Annotated in this window: 11 protein-coding genes and 1 pseudogene; 10 read left to right on the plus strand and 2 right to left on the minus strand. The window is 45.7% G+C overall.

Going from position 1 to position 21,158, the window contains the following annotated elements:
- The first annotated feature begins 7 nt into the window (after positions 1 to 7).
- The 4 genes and pseudogenes from QVP94_RS02680 (at position 8) to QVP94_RS02695 (ending at position 7,501) form a co-directional block, all read left to right on the plus strand.
- Entirely contained in the window at positions 8 to 2,365 is a 2,358-nt protein-coding gene (locus tag QVP94_RS02680; RefSeq protein ID WP_022191907.1) for an ABC transporter permease, read from the plus strand.
- 199 nt (positions 2,366 to 2,564) lie between these two features.
- Positions 2,565 to 2,648, plus strand: a pseudogene (locus tag QVP94_RS02685) (ABC transporter ATP-binding protein); the annotation flags it as partial.
- A gap of 82 nt (positions 2,649 to 2,730) precedes the next feature.
- Positions 2,731 to 5,115, plus strand: coding sequence for an ABC transporter permease (locus tag QVP94_RS02690; protein ID WP_022191909.1), 2,385 nt, complete (start codon positions 2,731 to 2,733; stop codon positions 5,113 to 5,115).
- Positions 5,116 to 5,134: 19 nt separating this feature from the next.
- Entirely contained in the window at positions 5,135 to 7,501 is a 2,367-nt protein-coding gene (locus QVP94_RS02695; protein ID WP_022191910.1) for an ABC transporter permease, read from the plus strand.
- Here the strand turns inward: QVP94_RS02695 and QVP94_RS02700 are convergent.
- The gene (locus tag QVP94_RS02700; protein WP_005858025.1) at positions 7,488 to 8,834 is read right to left on the minus strand and encodes a sodium/glutamate symporter; all 1,347 of its coding nucleotides are present in this window, start codon (positions 8,832 to 8,834) and stop codon (positions 7,488 to 7,490) included. The two genes, QVP94_RS02695 and QVP94_RS02700, sit on opposite strands and share 14 nt — an antisense overlap.
- A gap of 87 nt (positions 8,835 to 8,921) precedes the next feature.
- A complete protein-coding gene (locus QVP94_RS02705) occupies positions 8,922 to 9,812 on the minus strand; it encodes an AraC family transcriptional regulator (protein ID WP_008774281.1) in 891 nt (296 codons plus the stop codon).
- Between the two features lie 102 nt (positions 9,813 to 9,914).
- Between QVP94_RS02705 and QVP94_RS02710 the strand changes: the two genes are divergently transcribed.
- The 6 genes from QVP94_RS02710 to QVP94_RS02735 all read left to right on the plus strand — a co-directional run bounded on the left by QVP94_RS02710 (position 9,915) and on the right by QVP94_RS02735 (position 20,632).
- The gene (locus tag QVP94_RS02710) at positions 9,915 to 11,216 is read left to right on the plus strand and encodes a glucosidase family protein (RefSeq protein WP_022191911.1); all 1,302 of its coding nucleotides are present in this window, start codon (positions 9,915 to 9,917) and stop codon (positions 11,214 to 11,216) included.
- 32 nt (positions 11,217 to 11,248) lie between these two features.
- The gene (locus QVP94_RS02715) at positions 11,249 to 12,994 is read left to right on the plus strand and encodes a class I mannose-6-phosphate isomerase (protein WP_022191912.1); all 1,746 of its coding nucleotides are present in this window, start codon (positions 11,249 to 11,251) and stop codon (positions 12,992 to 12,994) included.
- Positions 12,995 to 13,140: 146 nt separating this feature from the next.
- A complete protein-coding gene (locus tag QVP94_RS02720) occupies positions 13,141 to 14,244 on the plus strand; it encodes an ROK family protein (protein ID WP_022191913.1) in 1,104 nt (367 codons plus the stop codon).
- Entirely contained in the window at positions 14,241 to 16,610 is a 2,370-nt protein-coding gene (locus QVP94_RS02725; protein WP_022191914.1) for a GH92 family glycosyl hydrolase, read from the plus strand. The genes QVP94_RS02720 and QVP94_RS02725 overlap by 4 nt, the downstream gene beginning before the upstream one ends.
- Positions 16,600 to 17,742, plus strand: a complete 1,143-nt coding sequence (locus QVP94_RS02730; RefSeq protein WP_022191915.1) for an MFS transporter — start codon at positions 16,600 to 16,602, stop codon at positions 17,740 to 17,742. The genes QVP94_RS02725 and QVP94_RS02730 overlap by 11 nt, the downstream gene beginning before the upstream one ends.
- Before the next feature lies 1 nt (position 17,743).
- Positions 17,744 to 20,632: a glycoside hydrolase family 38 N-terminal domain-containing protein gene (locus tag QVP94_RS02735; RefSeq protein WP_022191916.1), complete on the plus strand. Its 2,889-nt coding sequence runs from the start codon at positions 17,744 to 17,746 to the stop codon at positions 20,630 to 20,632.
- The last annotated feature ends 526 nt before the right edge of the window (positions 20,633 to 21,158 follow it).

The following is a 21,158-nucleotide window of genomic DNA, read 5'->3' on the forward strand; positions in this document are numbered from 1 at the left end:
ATTACGTATGAAAACTATTTTGAGGAATCTCTTGAGTGTATTGTGCCGTTTCAAGATGGCGACACTTTTAAATGTATTAGGACTATCTGTGGCTTTTTCTGCTTTCATCTTGATTATGATGCAAGTGGACTATGACCGGAATTTTGACCGAGGCATAAAGGATGTGGATCGGATATTCCGGGTAGAGGTGGCTTATGAAAGTGGTACGAAACAGGCTATTATAAACCGTCCGTTAGCGGAAGCTTTTATCCGATCATCACCGCATATTCTGGCCGGTTCGTTATTGGATCCTTGGGGAGAGGGCGCTTTCTTTTATACGGAGGAGAACGGTGTTCGGAATAATTTCAAGGAGCGATGGATGCGTGTATTTCCTGAGTATGCGGATATATTTACGTTTGATATGTTGGACGGCAGCGCCGATAAATTGAAAGAACCCAATATGGTATTACTTCCGCTAAGTCTATCGAACAAGCTTTTCGGCAATCAATCTGCGGTGGGTAAGCAGTTGCATATGGTTAATTCGAAAGGTGTTTTCACCATTGGAGGAGTGTATCGGGATTTCCCGGATAACTCATCTGTGGGGAATAGCATCTATTACCAATTAAATCCGAAAGAGAATTTCCAGAACTTTGGCAATTGGAATTATATGTTCTACGTCCGTTTGGATGATCCAGCGAACGCTTCCGGCTTGTTCGAGAATTTCAAAGCGCATTTCGATGTATCTACCTTATCGAAAGATTTCTCTTGGGAAGGAGGTGGAGTGTCTTTGGTTCTGAACCCTCTGACGGAGGTGCATTTCGACTCCGGGGTCACTTACGATAATGCTCCGAAGGCAAGTAAATCTACTATGCTTGTCTTATTTGCGATCGCCATCGTGATCGTAGTGATTGCCGGTATTAATTTCACGAACTTCAGTACGGCGCTTACGCCCATGCGTATCAAGAGCATAAATACGCAAAAAGTATTGGGTGGAGAGGTCTCGGTGATCCGTATGTCTCTGATTTTGGAGGCTATCGTTATCAGTGTTATCTCTTTCCTGTTGGCGTTGCTTTGGGTCTCTTTGTTTTCCAGCACAACCTTATCCGCGCTTATCGACGCTCGGATTGCCTTGATGGATTATCCGTTGTTGTTGGGGGCTACGGCATTGATCGCGATTGCTACCGGTTTGTGCGCCGGGTTGTATCCCGCTTATTATATGACATCTTTTTCTCCGGCCTTGGTATTGAAAGGAAGTTTCGGTCTGTCACCAAAAGGCCGCCAGATGCGTAATGTCTTGATTGGCGTGCAGTATGTGGCTTCATTTGGGTTGATTATTGGGGCGGTATTCATGTATTTGCAGAATTATTATATGCAGCACGCCCCGTTAGGCTATGATAAGGATGAGATTATCGTTACCGATCTGAACTCTAAACTCTGGAAAAGCCATGAGGCTTTCGTGAGCCAGGTGAAATCTTTCTCGGGCATCGATGACGTGACGTTCGCCGAGCCTCTTCTCTCCAGCAGTGACCAGTACATGGGGTGGGGACGTGAGTATCAAGGCAGAGAGATCAGTTTTCAATGCCTGCCGGTAGATCCTTCTTTCCTAAAGGTGTTAGGGATACAAGTAAATGAAGGTCGCGACTTTCGGGAGGAAGACGCTAATAATCCTTATGGGGCTTATATTTTTAATGAGCGTGCGCGTGCCGCCTATGAAATGGAGGTAGATGCGATGATTGACAGCACAAAAATCGTCGGTTTCATACCGGACGTGAAATTCGCCTCTTTCCGTACGGAGATAGCGCCCATGGCGTTTTTCGTATGGGGAACACGTAATTGGGGGAGTCGTCCTAACTGGGCATATATCAAGGTAAAGGCGGGATCAGACTTGCGGGCAGCCATGGATCATGTGCGATCGGCCGTGCGAACATTCGATCCGGAGTATCCCTTCAATATCCGTTTTTTCAATCAGGTGTTGAATGATTTGTATAAGAAAGAGGGGAATCTGAGTTCCTTGATTACCTTGTTCGGGCTATGCGCTATTTTCATCTCTATCGTAGGAGTCTTTGGTTTGGTAGTATTCGATAGCGAGTATCGGAAGAAAGAAATTGGTGTTCGTAAGGTGCTGGGTTCTACCACGGGCGAGATTATCGTGATGTTCAACAAGACGTATATACGTATTTTATGTGTTTGCTTCGTATTGGGCGCTCCGGTTGCGGGTTATGCGGTGAGCCGCTGGTTGGAGAATTTCGCTTATAAGACACCGATGTATTGGTGGGTGTATTTGATCGCTTTTGCTATCATAGCGGTTATCACAATATTGACTGTCACTTTCCAAAACTGGCATGCGGCGAATGAGAATCCAGTACATAGTATTAAGAATGAATAGAAGATTTTTGTAGAATCATATTGCTGCTTTCATAGAAAAGTATGTGTCCAATAATTGTACAATGGTGTCCAATTATTGGACACTTCTGTTTTATGAATTGAGAATTAATTTATTGAATATTAGTTTGATGTGTAGTTTGGCACGTTATTTGAATATTATTAGATGGATTTGAGTATAATAAATTAAAACAAATACAGCCATGATTAAGATCGAAGGTTTAAGTAAGTTTTTCCGTACGGAAGAGGTTGAGACAATTGCGTTGAACAAGGTTTCTTTGAATATCTTGAAACGAATGAATATCAGCCATCTTATTTAAGGAATACTCTTTTTGGGTCGATTTTAGTATCAATAAAATAGAGCAAGTTATGAAAACAATCATACGCAATTTCATCAATGTATTAATACGTTTCAAGGTAGCTACCTTTTTGAATGTAGCGGGATTAGCGGTCGCTTTCGCTGCGTTTTTAATTATCATGGTGCAAGTAAGCTTTGAGCATAACTTCGATCGTTGTCATCCGAACTCGACCCGGATTTATCGGATGGGACTTTCTTTCCCGGATGGAGCAAGCATGATCCATTGCCGACCGTTGATAGAGGCGTTTATCCACTCTTCCCCGCATATTGAGGCTGGTACGTTAATCAATCCGTATATAGGAGAGATGTATGTGACTGTTACAAGAAAAGAAGGAAAGCAAGGTTTTAAGGAGACGATCATAACTTGCCATCCGGAGATTACCCGGATGTTTCAGTTTACGATGTGTGAAGGAGAATCTTCTTGCTTGTCGGAACCGGAAAAAGCCTTGATGCCCGAAAGTATGGCTCACCGATTATTTGGAAAGGAATCGGCAATTGGAAAGCAGATCGTTCCCGATGGTGGGATCTGGACAAAACCGGGCGTGAAATATTTGGTCGTAGGAGGTGTTTATAAGGATTTCCCGGAAAACACACAGTTGAAGAACGTGATTTATACGGAGATGTCTCCGGATTATGCGCTGACGAATTGGATAAGTAGTAACTATTTCTGTTACGTGATGCTAGATCCTTCTGCCTCCCCGAAAGAAGTAGCTGAGAATTTTGATGCCCATTTTGACTATTCGAAGCAATATGGGGATATGGCGAAAGATATACATGCCGAGCTGGTCCCCCTAACCGATATTTATTATATGAACGAGGATTCCAGCGGAAGTTTAGTGAAAAGCGGTAGCGCGGAGAAAGCCCGGTTACTGATGCTGATCGCTTTTCTGGTGATTATTGTGGCGGGTATCAACTTCACGAATTTTAGTACCTCTTTGGCGCCTTTGCGCATCAAGAGTATCAACACGCAAAAAGTTCTGGGGAGTTCTGCTGGCATATTACGTGCTTCCCTGTTATTTGAAGCCGTGGGTATTAGTTTGCTTGCTTTCCTTTGTTCTTTGTTTATCGTTTGGGGATTAGGACATATGGGATGGCTGTATTTTGTGCAAGCGGATACGACATTGACTGCTTACCCCGGTTTAGTAGGTGGCTTAGCTGTATTATCTGTTATAATAGGTCTTATTGCGGGGATCTATCCATCTTTATATATGACTTCTTTCCCTCCGGCATTAGTATTGAAAGGCTCTTTCGGGCTTTCTTCCTCTGGGAAGAAGTTGCGTACGGCATTGATCGGTTTTCAGTTTATCGTTTCTATCGTATTGATTATATCAGCCATGTTCGTTCGTCAACAAAATAGGTTTATGCAAAAATATTCTTTGGGTTTCGACAAAGATCAGGTAGTAGTTGTCGAGCTGAACCGGAATATTATGCATGACCATAAGGATAGCTACGTGGGTGGATTGAAAGAATATCCGGGAATAGAGGATGTGGCGTTCTGTTCCCAGAAGTTTGGATCGGAGGATAGCTATCGTACGTGGGGAGGTGTATATAAAGAGCAGAGTGTTAATTTCACTTCTCTTTCTGTTTCTTGGAATTTCTTCAAAGTAATGGGTATTCCATTGATTGGGGGGCGGATGCCTACCGAGTCTGATGAGAGAGGTAACAACTATAGTTATGTATTCAATAGACAAATGCGGGATAAATGGAACATGGAACCGAATGATATCATGCGGATTCCATGGCTTGAGGAGGAATCGGCCGATGGTTCCGTCATCGGATTTGTAGATGATGTTAAATTTACTTCCTTGCGACAAAGCGTCTCCGAATTAGGTTTTGTTATTAATGAACCTCGTTTGATGCTTTATTCTTTTATTCGTGTGAAAGCGGGAAGCGATATCATGGGCGTGGTGGATCATATCCGTAAGACAGTAGCCCACTTAGATCCCACATATCCTTGTGAGGTGGAATTTTATGATGAGATTTTCGATCATTTATATCATCAAGAACGGAATTTAAGTACGATGATTTTATTGTTTAGCCTGTTGGCTGTGATTATCTCTATTGTCGGTATATTCGGCCTCGTTATATTCGAGACCCAGTATCGCCGGAAAGAGATCGGTATTCGTAAGGTATTCGGGGCCACGGTTCATGAGATCTTGGTTATGTTCAATAAGATTTATTTCCGTATTGTCTGCGTTTGCTTTATCATAGCGGCTCCTTTGGCTTATTATGGCGTACGGAAATGGTTAGAGGGTTTTGCTTATAAAACTCCTATTTATTGGTGGATATTTGCGTTCGCTCTATTAATTGTCTCCTTAATAACGATGTTTACGGTAACTTTCCAAAACTGGCGTGCGGCGAACGCGAATCCGGTGGATAGCATTAAAACGGAATAATAAATGAAACTATAATAAAATGAAAACGATTATTCGAAACTTTCTAAGTGTGTTGAGGCGGTTTAAAATGGCGACCGCATTGAACGTAGCCGGTCTTGCGGTTGCTTTCGCCGCTTTTATCGTGATTTTGATACAGATTAATTTTGAGCGGACTTTTGACCGTTGCCATCCTACGTCCGGGCGGATTTTTAGGGTGGACTTGACCATTCCGGGTACTTTCGGGACAATATTACCCCGTGCTTTTGTGGAGGCTGTCATCCAATCTTCCCCGCATATAGAGGCGGGTACATTGTTGACTCCTTCTTTTGGCCAGAATGGTGTTTATCTCTCGGTGGATAGAAACGGGCAACCGTTTGGGTTTAAGGAAATCGTGACAACCTGCCACGCTAGTTTACCGAAGATATTCGCGTTCCCGATCGTGGAAGGCGATATCGATTGCTTGAAAGATCCTGAGAAAGTAATGGTACCCCGAAGCTTGGCTGACAAGTTGTTTGGGGAAGATATCTCCGCGGTTGGTAAGACGTTGCGAGCGGAAGAAAATATCTGGACTAAATCGGCTAAACTCTTTACGATTGGTGCGGTTTATAAGGATTTCCCGGAGAATACGCAGCTTCGGAACGTGGTCTATACGGCGATCGATCCGGATTATAATATCAATAATTTTAGCTCAAGTAACTGGGTTTGTTATTTATTGCTTGATAATCCTGCCATGGCAGATGAGGTTGCCGATAATTTCAACCGTCATTTTGATTTCAAGAAGATTTACCATGAAGGAGAACAGATCCGGCTCGTTCCGCTGACTGATATTTATTATATGAATGAGACGCAAGACGGTGGTACATTCCGGAGCGGAAACAAGGAGGTCACGGCCTTATTGTTCGGTATAGCCCTTCTGATCGTCATTGTTGCGGCTATTAACTTCACGAACTTTAGCACTTCTCTGACTCCGTTGCGAATCAAAAGTATCAATACGCAGAAGGTATTGGGTAGTTCGGATACTTTGTTGCGCAGATCTTTATTGATAGAGGCAGCCCTTATTAGTTTTATAGCATGGCTGGTAAGTCTCGTTATCGTTTGGGGATTGGATTGGGCGGAAGCGCTACCTTTTATCGAGGCTGATTTGAGTTTGGTCTCAAATCTTCCGATCGTTTTCTTGTGTGGCATCGTAGCGTTGGTTATCGGTTGGCTGGCGGGTATTTATCCTGCTTATTATATAACTTCTTTTCCTCCGGCCTTGGTGCTGAAGGGCAGCTTCGGGTTATCTCCTTCCGGGCGTAAGTTACGTACGACATTGATTTGTGTCCAGTTCGTTGTTTCGATCGTGTTGATTATCGGGGCTTGCTTTGTACAAATCCAGAATAGTTATATGCGGAATTTCTCTTTAGGATTCGATAAGGACCAGGTAGCTATCGTGGAGCTGAATGAGACAATGTACGATAAGCATCACGATACATATGTGAATCGCTTGAAAGAGAACCCGGGTATCGAGGATGTAGCTTTCGCTATGGAGAAAGTGGGCTCTAAGGACGGGTATAACACGAATGGCGGTAGTTATAAGGGTAAGGACTTTCAGTATTTCATAATTATAGCATCTTCCAATTTCTTGCGGGTGATGGGGATTCCGGTTATAGAAGGGAGAGATTTCTCAAAGGCGGACGAACTTTCGGATCATACGTCTTATATATTCAATCGTACGGCGATGGAGGGGTTGGATATGCAAGTGGGTGACGCGTTCGATAGCTATTCTCCCGGTCATCTTATCGGTTTCTCCGACGATGTGAAATTCACCTCGCTTCGTGGTGGAGAGGATAATATCGCTTTCTTGGTCGGAAACTTTGGTTATTCTTTGCCAATCTCTTATATCCGCTTGAAAGCCGGATCGGACATTCATGCCGTAGTAGGTCACATTCAGGAGACGATGAGAGAATTAGATCCTTCCTATCCGTTTAATATCGAATTCTATGATGAGATCTTTAATCATCTTTACCAGAAAGAGGAGAATTTACGCGATCTGGTTACGGTTTTTAGTTTACTGGCGATTATTATCTCTTTGGTCGGAGTATTTGGCTTAGTGGTGTTCGAGACTCAATACCGCCGTAAGGAAATAGGTATCCGCAAGGTACATGGAGCTACGGTAGGAGAGATCCTGCTGATGTTTAATAAGGCCTATCTGAGGATTGTAGGTATTTGCTTCGTGATAGCGGCGCCGGTCGCTTGGCAGGGCGTGAAGATGTGGCTCGAGGGCTTCGCTTATAAGACTCCGCTTCATTGGTGGGTATTCTTAATCGCCTTATTGATCGTAACCGTAATCACATTATTGACCGTAAGCTTCCAGAACTGGAAAGCGGCGAACGAGAACCCGGTAAATAGTATCAAGAGCGAGTAATCCACCATCCCATCTTCCACGCCAGTAGCAAGATCAGTAGGGAAAGGACCAAGCAGGCTAATAGCAACCAAACTCCCAATCCGTTGACGAAAAGGATGGGGACGAAGGTGATCAATAAGATCTCTATGGGAGCGATAGGCAGGTAAGCCATCGCGTAATCATCCATCGCTTTGCTGGAAAGTTTCGGATCGACGATCCGCAGCAAGGCGATGCCCATGGCCATCGTGCCGGTCCACCATCCCCAAGCGAAAATCATGCGCTCGAACCAAAAGGTCTTGGCTAATCTTCTTCCTAAGAAGAATGTTATGCACCAGACGATCGCCACGCCCGCTATGATGAGTACGATAAGCGGCAAGGCATATTTTACGATCACCCCTAGCTTGATAGACGCTACACCGCAAGCTACCAGCATATCCGTGAAGGAACTGCTCAGCCTCTGGGTCGTCTGCGGACAGATATATCTGGATATGGTTGTTGCGTCGAAGAATTTCTTTAATACTAATCCAATGATAAAGGCACAACTGAAAACAGGTAACTCCAATACCGGATAATACACCTTTACGGTTTGGCTAACCATATATCCCAAAAAAGCCACGACAAACACCAAGGCCACATGGAAAGTCAGCGTATCGATGGATATGGAGGAAGTCGTAGCCTCTCCGATGGAATCCCGCTTATCCTCCGGCAGCAACCCGCTTCTCAACTCATCCGGGAGATCGTCGAAATCCGAGATAAAAGCGGTTTGTTTATGCTTGGCCGCCCATTTGACCATCAGTAAACCTCCGATGATCGAGCAAATAACCCCCACGGTAGCGGTTGTCATGCCTAAACTGCGAGCCTCGTCCCAGCCCAATCCCTCGAACGCGGACCCGATAGCGGCGGCTGTGCCGTGTCCGCCATAAAAGCCTGTCGGCAGCATAATGCCGAAAGCGTCATTCAGGTCCGGCCAGATCAGCTTGATCACGTACAATCCGAACAAGCCTACTAATGCCCATTGCAATAACATACCCACCTGAGCGTACGCCCACATCGGCCCGACTCGTTTCGCTACTTCTTTCATGGAGACGTTCGGGGAAGATAAAGGCAACGCGCCGAACACCAAGGCGATAAGGATAGCCGCATAAGTACCTAAGTCATTGGAAAGCGGAATCCACCCCAGTCCATTAGGTCCGAACGCCAGTCCTAGCAAGCCCGCGATCAAGCTGGGTGGGATGAATAATTGTTGTATCAGTTTTACCTTGACTCGTATGAATTTGCCAACCAATAGAAGTATCGAAATGAATCCAAGATCCGTAAAGAGAGTCCAAGGGGTGAACTGTGTTAGGTCTATCATAGTAACTACTTACTTTATGTTCGTTTAAATATCTATTGTACAAATATATTTTATTCTCATGAGAAATACTAGAAATCCAAACGAATTCTATATCTCCATCTCCTTTTTACGATAAACGGAAGGAGAGCAACCCATAACTTTCGTAAACGTACGCGAGAAGTAGGCGGCATCCTCGAATCCCAGATGCGTGGCGATCTCATTCAACTTCATATTCGTTAGCTCGATATATTCACAAGCCTTCTGTATTTTCAAGCGTATGAAGTAATTCATGGGCGAGACCCCGGTCTCGCCAAAGAAGAGAGCCGAGAAGTGAGAAGGGGAATATTTGAAATAAGACGCTAATTCCTTCAAGGTAAGATTCTGCTGGATGTTCTCACGCATATAATGAATAACCCGTGCCGTGAACGGATATTCTTTTTGCGAGGGAATCATGATATGGCGGAATTGCTCCAGATAGATGAAAGAGGCCAGAAAATTGTAAAGGCACATGGAGGAATAAATCATATATTCTTTAATATATCCCATGGAGAAACTGCTATATATCTCCTCAAACAGCCGTAACCGATCTTGTAAACGGGAATATTCATTCGGCGAAATAGTGACCGGAACCGGATGCGACGGCAGGAATTGATCGCAAAGCTTCCCTTGGAAGTGTAACCAGTAAATAGTCCATGGATCTCCCTCGTCTGCCCCGAATGAGTAGGGGATACCGGGAGGGATGATGATATATTGGTATTTCTCCACGGTATATTGTTTACCGAGGATACGATACCATCCTTTTCCCTCCGTACAATAAATAAGCATGGCGTAGTCACAGCCATGTTCTTTTTGGAGAAAATGATATTTAACACGTGGGAAGAAACCTATCTTGCGTACATATAAATTATTGATGAGCGGTTCCCTCCGGTAGCTTGCCAATAGTTCCTCGGGTAAAGAAACAAGCCGTTCTCCCTTAAATCCTTCTTTTATCTTGACCATGATCTATAAATCATAAGATTGTACAAGTAAATCGGAACAAATGTAGCATTCCTTTCTGGATTATTGAAATAATTTTGCCGACATAAATCATAACATAATGCCATGAATAAAATTCTAGTTGTAGTTTCTTTTGTATTTGTATCTTTTTTATCCTGTACGGGATTGACCGAGAAACAGCGATTGGCCGATCAAATATTGTCCGACACGGCTTTACATAAGGTGGATAGTATGGCTCGTGCGACCATTCGTAGTGGCTTTAACGCAGGGAGTGGTTATTCCCAGATATGGGCTCGTGATATGAATACGTTTATAGAGATCGCTTGCGAGGAGAGTGATCCACACGAACTGCGGGAAGCTATCTTATTGTTTTTCGCTCTTCAACAGCCGAATGATGAGATGATCGATGGTTATGTGCTGAAAGAAGATTTTACATGGTATGATGATACGCCTTATTATTCGAATGCCGCCCCGAAACATGTCGCTTTTAAGAATACGGTAGAGACGGACCAAGAATCTTCCTTGATTCAGATCGTAGGTAAATACATTCGTAAGACGGGTGATCGGGAGATATTGAATGAGAAAGTTGCCGGGAAGACCGTTCTCGAGCGAATGAACGCTATGGTAGATTATCTGATGCGGGAACGATATAATGAGAAATATGGATTGCTTTATGGAGCAATGACCGCTGATTGGGGCGATGTACAGCCGAATGACGATTTCGGATGTGATATGAATGATTTGTCGGATCCAGCTATCGATGTATATGATAACGCTATGTTCATAATCGCCTTGGATTATTTGTTGGAAATGGCTCCTGATTCTCCGCAAGCCTCCCGTTGGAAAAGTCTGCGTGAGGGAATCGAGAGAAATGTGCGGGCTCATCTATGGGATGTAAAGCGCCAGAAGTTCATTCCTCATATTTATCCGGAGAAATCTCCGATTCCGGAAGGTTTTGATGAACTTGCCATTCATTATCATGGTGGGACGGCTATCGCTATAGAGGCCGGCTTATTATCGAAAGACGAGATACGTACCGTAAATGCCCAGATGCTTGAGAATGTTCGCCTGTCGGGTATGCCGAGTATTGGTCTTACCTTATATCCCGTGTATCCGGATGGTTTTTTCCATGGAGGAATGTCAAAGGCTTATCTGTATCAGAATGGCGGGGATTGGACTTGGTTTGGCGGTCGGATGATCCAGCAGCTTGTCGTTAATGGAATGGTTGAGGAGGCTTATGCGGAGATTCATCCGATGATCGAGCGTGTGATCCAAAATGACGGATTCTACGAATGGTATGGCAAAGGCGGTGTCCCCAGCGGCTCTGGTAATTTCAAGGGATCGGCCGGAGTGTTATCTAAGGCGATTGAATTATTAAGGGATTGGGCAGAGAAAAATAAGAGTTAAATACAAGCGTGCAATATTAAATGTCAAAAGAGATGAGAAAAAGTAATTATGATAAAATGCCGGCCACCGTTGTAGACGGTACCTTGTGGAAAGGCTGGGAATCGATACGGAAGCGATTGGCGGAGATACATGCGGAAACGAATGGATCACAAGTTTGGGTGGTGGAATGCTACCAAGGGGTTCATCACGAGGAGTTGATGCGTGAACTGCAAGCGCTCGCGCCCGATCGTTTTATCAATACGCGAGATTTATTTAAATCGGCAGAAGATATAGAGGCGATGACCTATCCTTATCTGACGGATGACCGGTTGTTTGGCCGCCGGGCTCATTTCTCTTATACGGATTTCTTGGATGAGGAGAAGGTGAACGCCTGCCGGGAGTCCTTGCGTGATGGAAAAGGCTGGACAATCGTTTATGGCCACGCCGCCGCCGAGATCGTTTCCGCTCCGGACAAATTGATCTATGCGGATATGGCTCGTTGGGAGATCCAGATGCGTTCCCGTAGAAAAGAGGTGAACGGGCTAGGTGTGGAAAACCGGGAGGAAGCCCCGTCGTACCATTATAAGCGAGGATATTTTATTGATTGGATTGTTTGCGATAATCTGAAGAAGAAAGTCCTTCCCAAGGTCGATTATTGGTTGGATACCCATATCGTCGGAACACCTAAGATGATTTCCGGGGAGACCTTGAAAGAAGGGTTAGAGAAAACGGCGCATACTCCGTTCCGGGTAGTACCTTTCTTCGATCCGGCTCCTTGGGGCGGCCAATGGATGAAAGAGGTCTGTGATCTGGATAAAAAGCAAGATAACTTCGGCTGGTGTTTTGATTGCGTGCCCGAGGAAAATAGTTTATACCTGAAAGTTGCCGGAGAGCTGTTTGAGATCCCTTCCAATGACTTGGTATTCTATAAGACGAGAGACTTGCTGGGCGGGCCGGTCGAGGCTCGTTTCGGACAAGATTTCCCGATCCGTTTCGACTTCTTGGATACGATGGGAGGAGGAAACCTAAGTTTGCAAGTGCATCCGGTCACCCAATATATCCGGGATACGTTCGGGATTTATTATACGCAGGACGAGAGCTACTACCTGCTGGATGCCGAGGAGGACGCTACCGTTTATCTGGGATTGAAAACCGGTGTAAATCCGGACGAGATGATCGCTGCCCTAAACGACTCCCAACAGACCGGAAAGCCTTTCGATACGGAGAAGTATGTCAACAAATGGCCTGCCAAACGCCATGATCATTATCTGATCCCCGCCGGAACGGTCCATTGTTCGGGAGCCGGTGCCATGGTGCTGGAGATTAGCGCTACCCCAAGTATCTTTACCTTTAAGCTTTGGGACTGGGGCCGCTTGGGATTGGACGGATTGCCTCGACCGATTAATATCGGCCACGGCTCGAAAGTGATCCAATGGGAGCGGCAAACGGAGTTTGTCCGTCATAACTTGATCAACCAAGTGGAGATGATCGCCGAGGGAGACGGTTGGCGGGAGGAGCGGACCGGCTTGCATGAGAACGAGTTCATCGAGACCCGCCGTCATTGGTTCACGGATATCGTGCCTCACAATACGAATGGAGGGGTGCAAGTACTGAATGTAATCAAGGGAGATGAGTTGATCGTGGAGAGTCCGACAAACGCTTTTGAACCATTCATCGTTCATTACGCGGAGACTTTTATCATTCCGGCTTGCGTGGGTGAATATACGATCCGCCCGTATGGATCGTCCGTAGGTAAATACTGTGGTACTATAAAAGCTTACGTACGATTTAGGCAATAATCACCGTGCCATAGGCGTCGCACAACTGTGCCACCCTTGATGGCACGGTAGTGCCACTGCGATGGCACGCCAATGCCAACCCTATGGCACGGCTGTGCCACCGTGGTGGCACTGGCGGAACATGGGTAAATAAAGAAAAGGAATATATGATGTATACAAATGACAATAGAATAGTAATGACATTGGATGCGGGAGGAACGAATTTTGTTTTCTCTGCCATCCAAGGAGGAAAAGAGATAGCCGATCCGGTAGTTCTTCCGGCATGCGCGGATTGTTTAGATAAGTGTTTAGGCAATTTGGTAGAGGGTTTTAAGGCAATTCAGGCAGGCTTGCCGGAAACTCCGGTCGCTATCAGTTTCGCTTTTCCCGGTCCGGCAGACTATCAAGCCGGTATCATAGGCGATTTACCCAACTTCCCCTCTTTCCGGGGTGGAGTAGCGTTAGGCCCGTTTCTGGAAGATATATTCGGGATACCGGTATTTATCAATAACGATGGGAATTTATTCGCATATGGAGAAGCGTTAACCGGAGCCCTTCCGGATATAAACCGCCGTTTGCGGGAGGCAGGAAGCATGAAGCAATATAAGAACCTGCTGGGAGTCACCTTGGGTACCGGTTTTGGTGCCGGGGTTGTCATTAATCAAGAGCTTCTATTGGGAGATAATGCGGCAGGAGGAGATATCTGGTGTTTTCGGAATAAGAAATATCCGGAGTATATCGTAGAGGAGAGTGTCAGCATACGTGCGGTCATGCGAGTATATGCGGAACGATCCGGTGATACGGGAGTGCATACTCCGAAAGAGATCTTTGAGATCGCCGAGGGTATTTGCCCGGGTAACCGGGAGGCTGCTATTACGGCTTTCTCCGAATTAGGGGAGCTAGCGGGGGATGCGTTGGCGTCTGCCATTACTTTAATCGATGGCATCATCGTGATCGGTGGTGGACTATCGGGGGCTTCTAAATATATTCTCCCTGCTTTGTTGAAAGAATTGAACTCATCTACCGGTATGATGGATGGAAGTCGTTTCGGCCGATTGCAAATGAAAGCTTATCTTTTGGAGGATGCGGAGAGTTTCGCTGATTTCGCTAAAGGAGGAGCTGTCGAGGTACCCATTCCGGGTACCAATCGCAAGGTAGGGTATGATCCTTGTAAACGGATAGGGGTGACCGTAAGTAAACAAGGTGCTAATCGCTCGATCGCTATGGGAGCTTATGTTTTTGCGTTAAACCATCTATCTAAAGGAATATGAGACAAAAATATAGTATAGGACCTGTATGGTTCTTGATGTTTGCGTGTGCTTTCTTCACATCCTGCGTGACACAAGGCAAGAAAGTTCAGCAAGAAGAACTTAGCCAATATGTAGAACCTCGGATCGGTACGGCGCATTGCCGTTGGTTTCATTTTACCCCGGGAGCGATGCCTTTCGGTATGGCCAAGCCGGCTCCTTCTACGAACGGGCATATCGGGAATAAATCCGGTTGGGAGGCGACCGGTTACGATTATCGGGATCAATCGATCGAGGGTTTCCCCTGCTTGCATGAGTTTCAGATCGGTGGAATCGTACTGATGCCTACGACGGGTCCATTGAAAACAATTCCCGGGGCGGTAGACGACTCGACAGGTATAGGATACCGTTCCCGTTTTGACCGTACGGACGAGATCGCTACCGCCGGTTATTATTCCGTTCTCCTAAAAGATTACTCGATTTGTGCGGAGCTTACCGCTACCCCTCGTGTCGCTATTCAGCGTTATACATTTCCGGCCGGGGAGGATAGCCATATCTTGTTCGATATAGGAAACCGTCAAGGAGAGAGCGGAGCTGTACGGGATGCTGAAATTACTTTTACGGAAGACGGGCATATCGAGGGCTGGGTGATTACCGAGCCTGAATATGTGAGGAAATATCAACCCGGGGCATCGGTTCCTTTGTATTTCTCGGCGGTGCTGGACAAGGTTCCCGTTGGATTTGGCGCTTTCAACGGAGCGGATATCCGTCCGGATGAACGGAAAGCGACGGGCGTGGGGGCCGGACTTTATCTGACATTCCGTACCCAAGATCAAGAGTCGGTAACCGCTAAAGTAGGTCTTTCCTATACATCCGTGGAGAATGCCCGGTTAAATAGGGAGACGGAGGCCGCTACCCTTACGTTTGACGAGGCAAGGGAAATCTCTCGCCAAACATGGGAAGAATATTTGGGACGTATCCGGGTAGAGACTCCGGCGCAAGAGGATAAGGTGAAATTCTATACCGGTTTGTATCATGCTTTATTGGGCCGCGGATTGGCTAGCGACGTGAATGGCGCTTATCCGAGAAATGATGGCTCGGTAGGACAAATCCCTTTGAAAGACGGGAAACCGATACATAACTTATATAATACCGATGCCGCTTGGGGAGCGCAATGGAATCTGACGCAGGTTTGGGCTTTGGCCTATCCGGAATATTATTCGGATTATATAAGTAGCCATTTGTTGGTGTACAAGGACGCCGGCTGGCTGGCGGATGGAATCGCTAATAGCCGTTATGTCTCCGGGGTTGGTACGAATTTATTAAGTACGATTATCGCCGGCGCTTATCAATGTGGCATTCGGGATTTCGATGTGAATACGGCCTATGAGGCTTGCTTGAAGAATGAGTTGGATGGGGAGAATCGTCCATTGGGCGCAGGAAAGATCGATACCCGTTATTTCGTGGAATATGGTTATGTGCCTCATTTGGATAAGGGGGACGGGCCAGACGAGGCTTTCATGTTCTCCGCTTCCCATACCTTGGAATATGCTTATAGTGCGTGGGCCGTGGCCCAATGGGCGAAGCAACTGGGTAAGACGGACGATTATAACCGTTTGATGGACTTATCGAAAGGCTGGGAGCGTATCTATGACCCTTCCTGTAATTTTGTCCGTCCTAAAAAGAAGGATGGTACGTTTATCGAGGACTTCAATCCGATGCAAGTATGGCGTGGATTCCAAGAAGGTAACGCTTGGCAATATACATTCTATGTACCGCACGACGCGAAAGGCTTGGTCGCGAAAGTAGGCGCAGACGTGTTTAACCATCGGTTGGATAGCATCTTCACGGTGTCTCGTAAATTAATCTTTAGCGGAGGCACGGAAGTAGGGGCTTTCGCCGGTTTGCAAACCTTGTATAACCAAGGAAACCAACCGTGCTTGCACATCCCTTGGATGTTCAACGAGGCCGGTCGTCCCTCGCTTACGCAAAAATGGGTACGGGCGATCTTGAATGAGTTCTATGGTACGGATGGCATCCACGGTTATGGCTACGGACAAGATGAGGATCAAGGCCAGCTCGGGGCTTGGTACGTGATCTCTTCCTTAGGCTTATTCGATATGAAAGGCTTGACGGATCAAGCGCCTTCTTTCGCTTTGGGCAGTCCTTTATTCGATAAGATTACGATCCGGCTGAATGACCGCTATTATAAAGGGAAGGAATTCGTGATCGAGACTCGTAATAATAGTAAGCAAAATGATTACGTGCAATCGATGAACTTAAACGGGAAACCATTGACGGATACTCGTATTCCTTTCTCGGAGATTGTTCAAGGTGGACATTTGGTTTTAGAAATGGGTAACCAACCAAAAGATCGATATGAGAACTAAAAGTACGAACTCCGCTATATTCCCGATCCTTTTCGGCTTTTTCGTGATGGGATTCGTGGATGTCGTGGGAATTGCCACGAATTATGTGAAGATGGACTTTGGTTTGTCCGATACGTTGGCGAACCTATTGCCCATGATGGTCTTTCTTTGGTTCGCCCTGTTCTCTGTCCCTACCGGTATCTGGATGGGACGGCACGGGCGTAGGAATACGGTGGTCGTAGCCTTGGCTATCACAACCTTGGCGATGCTGATACCTCTATTCTTCTATGACTTTGCTTGTATCTTGTTTGCGTTCGCTTTGCTGGGAATTGGAAATACGATCTTGCAAGTGTCCTTGAATCCGATGGTAGCGCGGGTGGTAAATCCGGATAAAGTAACGAGCGTACTTACGTTAGGGCAGTTTATTAAGGCGGTATCTTCCTTCTTAGGGCCGATTATCGCAGGTGTAGCTTCTTCTTTCTGGGGAGATTGGAAGTTGATATTCATTGTCTATTCGGTGACTACCTTGTTATCTATCATCTGGTTGATAACGACTATTCCGGGTAAAGAGGAAGGAGAGGAGCAAGAAGCCTCGTTCGCCTCTACGTTAGCTTTATGTAAAGATGCTAGGATACGGATGCTTTTCTTGGGGATTCTGTGTATTGTCGGGATCGATGTCGGTCTGAATACGACGATCCCTAAGCTATTGATGGAAAAGTTATCCATGCCGTTGCAAGAGGCCGGATTAGGGAGTAGCCTTTATTTTGCCGCTCGTACCGGAGGCTCTTTCCTGGGGGCTATATTGTTGGCGAGGATCTCGTCACGACCCTTCTTAAGGGGGAGCATGCTTATCGCTATCCTTGCTTTCGTAGGATTGCTTATCTCGGATAGCTTGTGGGGCATGGGCGTTATGATCGTACTGGTTGGCTTGGCTTGCTCGAATGTGTTTTCGATCCTGTTCTCTTTTGCGTTGGAACATCGGCCGGAGCAATCGAACGAGGTCTCGGCCTTGATGATTATGGGTGTATCAGGAGGCGCTTTGATTACGCCTTGTATGGGAGGCATAGCCGATATGTTCGGACAGGTAGCCGGCTTGATGCTATTATTAATATGTATGTTGTATATAGGACTTATATCAATAAAAACACGATAAGATGAAAAAAAGAACTTATTTATCAGCAGGATTGGCTTTGTTGATCGGGACATTGTCGGTTCATGCGTCTCCGGGATTATCGGATGTCAAGAGCCGTGTATTACCGGCGGTTTATAAATCGAAAAACGGACTGACCCAAAAGGTCGAGATCTCCGTAAAACATGAAGGAGAGCCTTCTACAGTAACGATCCGTTTAGGCGAGCAAAGCCGTAAAGAGAAACTGGTGTCCGGGGATAATGTATTCCGAATCGAGATACCCGAGGTTAGCACGACTCGCCAATTACCGTTGACGCTGACAAGTGGGAAAGAGAAAGAGGAGACTATGGTGACGGTAAAACCGGTTCGCCATTGGCAAATGAATATGGTGCAACACACGCATACGGATATCGGTTATACCCGTTCCCAAATGGAAATCCTAGCGGAACATCTACGATATATTGATTATGCGTTGGATTATTGCGACGCTACGGATAATTATCCGGATTTCGCTAAATTCCGTTGGACTTGCGAGATCGCTTGGGCGGTTAGCGAATATTTGAAATGCCGTCCGGCGGAACAGATCGCTCGCCTGAAGCAGCGGGTAAAAGAGGGTCGTATCGAATTAGCTACAATGTACTTGAACTTTGACGAATTACCCGATGAGCAAACGCTCGCCGCCTCCCTTTATCCGATCAAGCAATTCCGTGAGAATGGGATGCGTGCCGAGGTAGCTATGCAAGACGACGTGAATGGAATCGGTTGGTGCTTCAGCGAGTATTTTGCGGATGCCGGCGTGAAATATGTGAATATGGGAACCCATGGCCACCGGGCGTTGATCTGTTTTGATAAACCTACCGTATTCTGGTGGGAATCTCCATCAGGGAAGAAGGTCTTGACCTATCGTGCCGAGCATTATAACCAAGGAAATTTCTTTGGTATCCATACCGATGATTTTGAGCAGTTCGAGGAACGGGTCTTAGCGTATCTGGATCAAATGGAAGCGAAAAACTATCCGTATGATATATTGGCCGCCCAGCATTCGGGTTATTTTACGGATAATGCGCCTCCATCCACGAAAAGTTGTGAGATGCTACAAAAATGGAATGAGAAGTATGAATGGCCGAAATTACGCACGGCGGTAGCCAGCGAGTTCTTTAAGACGGTAGAGAGCCAATATGCGGATCGTATCGAGACCATTCGTGGAGCTTGGCCGGATTGGTGGACGGATGGTTTCGCTTCCGGTGCCCGTGAAGCCGCCATATCTCGTGTGACTCATTCGGATATTATCGCGAATCAAGCCGGATTGTCATTTGCTAAAATGCTAGGCGCTCAATTGCCGAAAGACATCAATGATCGGATTCAGGACATCAACAAAGCTCTTTTGTTCTATGATGAGCATACTTTCGGGCATAGCGAGAGCGTACGTAACGCTTATGGACTGGAAACTTGGGAACAACGCTCCTTGAAACAATCGTATGCGTGGGAAGCCTATCGCCATTCCGGTTTGCTGGGAGAGGCTACTATGGGTATATTACAATCATTCGTGCCTAAAAGCGACGTTCCGTCTATCGCTGTATTCAATACGCTCAACTGGAGTTATAGCGGTATCGCTAAAGCTTATGTCGATCATCAGATTCTTCCGAAAGACAAGGCTTTCGAGATCGTGGATGCGGCTGGCAACGTAATTCCCGCACAAGCTGGCGAAAGCCGTTCCGACGGTACCTATTGGAGCTTTTACGTGAAAGATGTCCCGGCCTTGGGATATGCGCAGTATTATATAAAAGTAAAGGATGCGCCACGTCCGGAAATACAGGGCGCAACGGAATTAAAAGAGACACATGTGGAGAATCCTTGGTATGCCATCGACTTCAATACCCGTAAAGGTACGATTCGTAAATTATATGATAAGGATTTGAACAAACAATTGGTTACGCCGGATGCGGAATGGGAGATGGGAGAGTTTATTTATGAGATTATCGATAGCCGTCATCCGATGGAACAATATCGTGCTCCCCAATTCCTCCGCCGTCGTCCCGAGAAGATGCGTTTCGAGAAATATGAGAAAGGCGATGTTTGGGATACATATCGTTTTCGGGGAGAGACAGTAGCGGGACGTGAGCCGAATAATTTGATGGTGGAATTCCGTGTATTTAACGTAACAAAGAAAATCGAGGTAGTTTATCGCTTGCGTAAAAAAGCGGTAACAGATCCGGAAGCGGTTTATATCGCTTTCCCGTTTGAGGTTGAAAGCGGTAAGATCCATTTGGATGTACCCGGCGGATCGATTGAGGCGGGTGTAGACCAAATCCCGGGCTCCTCTAACGATTGGTACACGGTGCAAAACTTCGCTACGGCTCGTAATGGAGAGTCACAGGTCGTGATGGGTAGCCAAGAAATACCATTAATGCAATTTGGGGCGATCAATACGGGGCGGTATAAGGCCGGAGCCGTACCTCAGTCCACGAATATGTATTCATGGCCGATGAACAACTATTGGGTAACCAATTTCAATGCGGACCAAATGGGAGAGATGCAATGGAGTTACTTCATCAACTCTTCGAAAGACAACACTATTGAGTATGCGACTAAGTTCGCTTGGGAAAACCGGATTCCGTTCTTGACCCGTGTTTTGCCTGCCGGAGATAAAAAGGTGGAGCCTCTTCAATCGGCTTCCATTTTCAAGATCGTACCGGAGAATTTGTTGTTGGTAAACATGAGGCCTGTGGAAGGCGAGAATGCTGTTATGCTTCAATTGCGTGAGATAGGCGGGAAGCCAGCTACTTTCTCCGTAACTTCAGATAAAATTAATTTTGTGAAAACTACGGTTTGTGATGTCGTTGGAGACCCAGTTTCGGGGAATCCGTTGAGTTTCGCTCCGTGGGAGAATAAGTTTATAAAATTATCTTGGTAGCATGGTAGGGGCGGGGTTTGCCCGCCCTTATCCAGTTTGTCTTATGTTTGTATATTGAATGTTTTGATAGGATTTAATCCCAAATAAATCGGTATTATTCTAAGCAGAAGACTTGCTTGTGTTAGAGTGATGGGTGAAGAGTGTCATGAGAGACTCTGTTTCGGGTAATGCCTTATTGGATTTCAAGCCTTGTGGGAATAAGTCTATGGCGCTTTCTTGGTAGAAAGATTGTAGATAATGTGGTTCTTCTTTTATTTATAAAGGAAGGCTAAATTTTTTTATATTATCCAGTCTCTGAATATATTATCTGTTTTTTTCATAGAAGCCATACTAGTGCCATTTTCGCCTAGCCTTGAATCTCAATAAATTTAACATTTGTTTATTGTAACCAATTTAAAGTGTTTTTACTGTAAATATTTGATAGTTAATTATTTATGTGATAGAAAGACGATGATACTATTGTAAGTCCGTACGGAACTAGTGCGCCATTCATGGTCTATATCATTAAAAACTGGGCAAATGTATA

Source organism: Parabacteroides sp. CAG:2, from assembly GCF_000436315.1.
Classification (GTDB): domain Bacteria; phylum Bacteroidota; class Bacteroidia; order Bacteroidales; family Tannerellaceae; genus Parabacteroides; species Parabacteroides distasonis.

What these genes read in the sequence shown, in the direction of transcription:
- QVP94_RS02680 (WP_022191907.1), top strand. Translation starts at nt 8, where the DNA reads ATGAAAACTATTTTGAGGAATCTCTTGAGTGTATTGTGCCGTTTCAAG.
- QVP94_RS02690 (WP_022191909.1), top strand. Translation starts at nt 2,731, where the DNA reads ATGAAAACAATCATACGCAATTTCATCAATGTATTAATACGTTTCAAG.
- QVP94_RS02695 (WP_022191910.1), top strand. Translation starts at nt 5,135, where the DNA reads ATGAAAACGATTATTCGAAACTTTCTAAGTGTGTTGAGGCGGTTTAAA.
- QVP94_RS02700 (WP_005858025.1), bottom strand. Translation starts at nt 8,834, where the DNA reads ATGATAGACCTAACACAGTTCACCCCTTGGACTCTCTTTACGGATCTT.
- QVP94_RS02705 (WP_008774281.1), bottom strand. Translation starts at nt 9,812, where the DNA reads ATGGTCAAGATAAAAGAAGGATTTAAGGGAGAACGGCTTGTTTCTTTA.
- QVP94_RS02710 (WP_022191911.1), top strand. Translation starts at nt 9,915, where the DNA reads ATGAATAAAATTCTAGTTGTAGTTTCTTTTGTATTTGTATCTTTTTTA.
- QVP94_RS02715 (WP_022191912.1), top strand. Translation starts at nt 11,249, where the DNA reads ATGAGAAAAAGTAATTATGATAAAATGCCGGCCACCGTTGTAGACGGT.
- QVP94_RS02720 (WP_022191913.1), top strand. Translation starts at nt 13,141, where the DNA reads ATGATGTATACAAATGACAATAGAATAGTAATGACATTGGATGCGGGA.
- QVP94_RS02725 (WP_022191914.1), top strand. Translation starts at nt 14,241, where the DNA reads ATGAGACAAAAATATAGTATAGGACCTGTATGGTTCTTGATGTTTGCG.
- QVP94_RS02730 (WP_022191915.1), top strand. Translation starts at nt 16,600, where the DNA reads ATGAGAACTAAAAGTACGAACTCCGCTATATTCCCGATCCTTTTCGGC.
- QVP94_RS02735 (WP_022191916.1), top strand. Translation starts at nt 17,744, where the DNA reads ATGAAAAAAAGAACTTATTTATCAGCAGGATTGGCTTTGTTGATCGGG.